The sequence below is a fragment of the Alphaproteobacteria bacterium genome (assembly GCA_018063245.1).
Lineage (GTDB): Bacteria > Pseudomonadota > Alphaproteobacteria > JAGPBS01 > JAGPBS01 > JAGPBS01.
Window position 1 is genome coordinate 1 of record JAGPBS010000090.1, and the last position, 2,996, is coordinate 2,996.

3 protein-coding genes are annotated in these 2,996 nt (G+C 37.4%); all 3 read right to left on the reverse strand.

The window, feature by feature from the left end:
• On the reverse strand, window positions 1-1,325 hold a 1,325-nt coding region (gene xrt / locus KBF71_08975), incomplete at its 3' end, for an exosortase (protein MBP9878444.1).
• 71 nt (window positions 1,326-1,396) lie between these two features.
• On the reverse strand, window positions 1,397-2,272 hold the full coding sequence (locus KBF71_08980) for an ABC transporter permease (GenBank protein MBP9878445.1): 876 nt from the start codon (window positions 2,270-2,272) through the stop codon (window positions 1,397-1,399).
• Window positions 2,262-2,996 (reverse strand): ABC transporter permease (locus KBF71_08985; GenBank protein MBP9878446.1); only part of this gene is annotated, 735 nt, incomplete at its 5' end. The genes KBF71_08980 and KBF71_08985, both read right to left, overlap by 11 nt.

Genomic DNA, 2,996 nt, shown 5'->3' on the forward strand with positions numbered 1-2,996 from the left:
CTGTATAATGTCTCAAGATTGAATGGGATTTGGTGATTATTTTGTTCAATCAGATAAGAGCTTGTTTTTTTCCACTGCACGGTTGTGTCATCAAACATCTGATTTTTGAAAAATAAGAGAGAATGATCTCCATTTTGATGAGGATAATAAACAATTTTGATTTGGATAGGTTGGTTATTCAGTGTTGCACATTGTGTTAGAATAGAAGCACCTTCAAAAGAAACAGGCCATTCTGATGCACAGGAAGTATCTACCAATGGAGATTTGAGAGCTAATTTTTGAGATGAAAACTGGCTGGTATCTTTGATTGATATTTGATCTATATGGTGTCCATAGAATCGGGCTGGTGTGATGAGGAGAAGTGTTAAGATTGTGGCAAAAATAAATTGTTTTGGTGTTGCTTCAATAACAACTCTTGGTTCCTTATGTGCATAAATTTCGAAATTATCTTTTTCTTCCTTTTTTGTATCTTCACGGAAAAGAAGACCGATACCAATCAGTAATGCAAGCACAAAAGCAAAGAAAAACCATCCATAGACAAGGTGGTCTACGCCGATTGCATATTCATTATCTGTCATATAGGCGATGAAAATGATACCAAAGGCACGGATACCATTGGCAATGATTGGAATAATAAAAGAAAGTGCGATAAAGAGAATACGTCTAAAGGTGCTTTTGTAGAAGAGATAGGCGAATAAAAATCCAAGGACAATTGTTGCAATCAAAAAGCGAAGCCCAGCACAGGCTTCAGCAACTTCAAAGTTTCCGTTTGGAACAGAGATAAAAACACCATCGTTATAATAAGGAATATTCACAAGCGTGAGGAATAGCAATGAAAACCAGGTTGTGATATTTTGAAGCATGGGGATGAAATATTCACCAAAAGGCACCAAAAACCACAAGAATGAAAAAGGAAAGAGAAAGGCCCAATAGAGCCTGTAACCTAGCATGGTTAGAATGATAACCTGAAAGAATGCAACGAGCATTAAATGCTCACCAATATTGATGCTTGCAATATGTGCCAGAACCCATCCAATTCCGATGAAAGGCGTTAAAATAAGAGCAGGCAGATATGGAATTGCAGGGATATTTTTGAAAATCTCTTTTTTATCCCATAATAGAAAGAGAACAATTGGTACCACAAAAAAACAATGTTTAAATGTTTCAGTATGCATCCAAACATTCAGAGCACTTTGTGTAGTCGGCAAATAGATCAGCGTTGTTGCAACGAAAAGAAAGCCAGTGAGTAAGATTGCCATCATAAAATGAGGAGCAAATGGTCTGTTGGGGTTGGTATTGTTATTTTCAGAAATAGGCTCTTGCATAGAATGATCCTTTAGACTAAAACATTTTCTTCATTCTACGGCGGAAATATTAAGTAATCATTTATATGTAACTATGCCCACAGATTTTTCTTTTGTTGAAAATGGCTTATATATTGACCTGTTAGATGAAATAAAAAAACCGTACAGGTGATGCTAAGGCCGGGAAGAATGGCTTGTAAAGGTTTATGTGCAAAAAGATATGCAGCATCACTCAGTAAATTTCCCCAACTCGGAATAGGTGGGTTGATCCCAATGCCAAAAAAGCTGAGCGTTGTTTCAAAAAGCATGAGTTGTGCAATTAAGAGATTTAAACTGACAAAATAGGTCTGAAGAGCGTTTGGAAGAAGGTGCTTCAGAATAATATGGACATTTGAAATCCCAAGTGCCTTGGCTGCAAAAATGTAGGGCTGATTTTTGATTTTTAAAAGAGCTCCTCGCATTGCGCGTGTGATTTGAATCCATCCAATAAAACTGAAAATAACGGAGATCTTAATGAGGTTAAAAAGTGGGAAATGAATCCATTCATTTGGGATACCAATTTTTCTGAGGTCAAGCATCATGAGAACTGCCATTAAAGGGAGCAGGGGGATGGCTGTTAATATGTCATTGATTCTGAGAATGATTCGATCAGTGGATTTTCCGTAATAAGCAGAGATTGTTGCCAGGAAAGTGCCAATGATAGAGCAACCCAAAGCTGTGATGATTGCAAAACCAATTGTAATTCCACCGCCTAGAATGTACTGGGTGAGGTAGTCACGTCCTAACTGATCAGTGCCTAAGGGATGTGTCCAGAAAGGATCCATGAAGATTTCAGATAGATGAACAGGTGATAGGCCATGAAATATTGAAATATAGAGGCTTCCGCATAAAAATAAGCCCAGCACCAATAGATTAAGTATTAAAACGATTTGCAGAGATTTTGGGAGGTTTTTCCATTTAGATAGCATGGTTTTTCTCCAAGGCCAAGTGATGGTACGGTAAGATGAAATGTTCTGTTATTGTGAGTAAAAAACTCGCAAAAAGAGCAGCTAGAATCATCATCAGAACCGAACTTGAAGCAAGTGGAATATCATTGTTCATAATACTATCCATGATAAGGCTTCCCATGCCTGGATAATCAAAGATAATCTCAATGACAAGTTGACCACTAAAGATCTGACCAAGTGTGATTGACATCATGCCCAGAAAAGGAAAGAGAGATGGCAATGTTGCATGATTCATGAGGATCTGTAAACGCCTCGCGCCTTTGGCTTTTGCTGTTTTGATGTAATTTTCGCGTAAGGTTGAATCGAGCTGTGTTTTGAAGTGATGAGTAAAAATGCCAATGTGTGTTAAAGCAAAAATCAAAATAGCAAAAAGACTGTTTATCTCAAAGGTGGAATTTAAAATCTGTGCTTCTGCACTGAATGTAATTGCTTTTAAATAGAGGCTTAAAAAGAGGATGCAGAGCCAAAAAGTAGGCACTGAGATTGAGAGTAATGTAAAGGCATTGATGATTTTTGATAAAAAAGATTCTCTGTGTAGAGCTGCTAAAATGGAAAGGCCATATGAACAAGAAAGCGTAACAGCAAGTCCGATCATGACAAGGAAAAAACTATTTTTAAGAGCAGGAAAAAGGATAGTTGCCACAGGTCTGTTAAACAGAAAAGACCAGCCAAAATCACCCTGTAG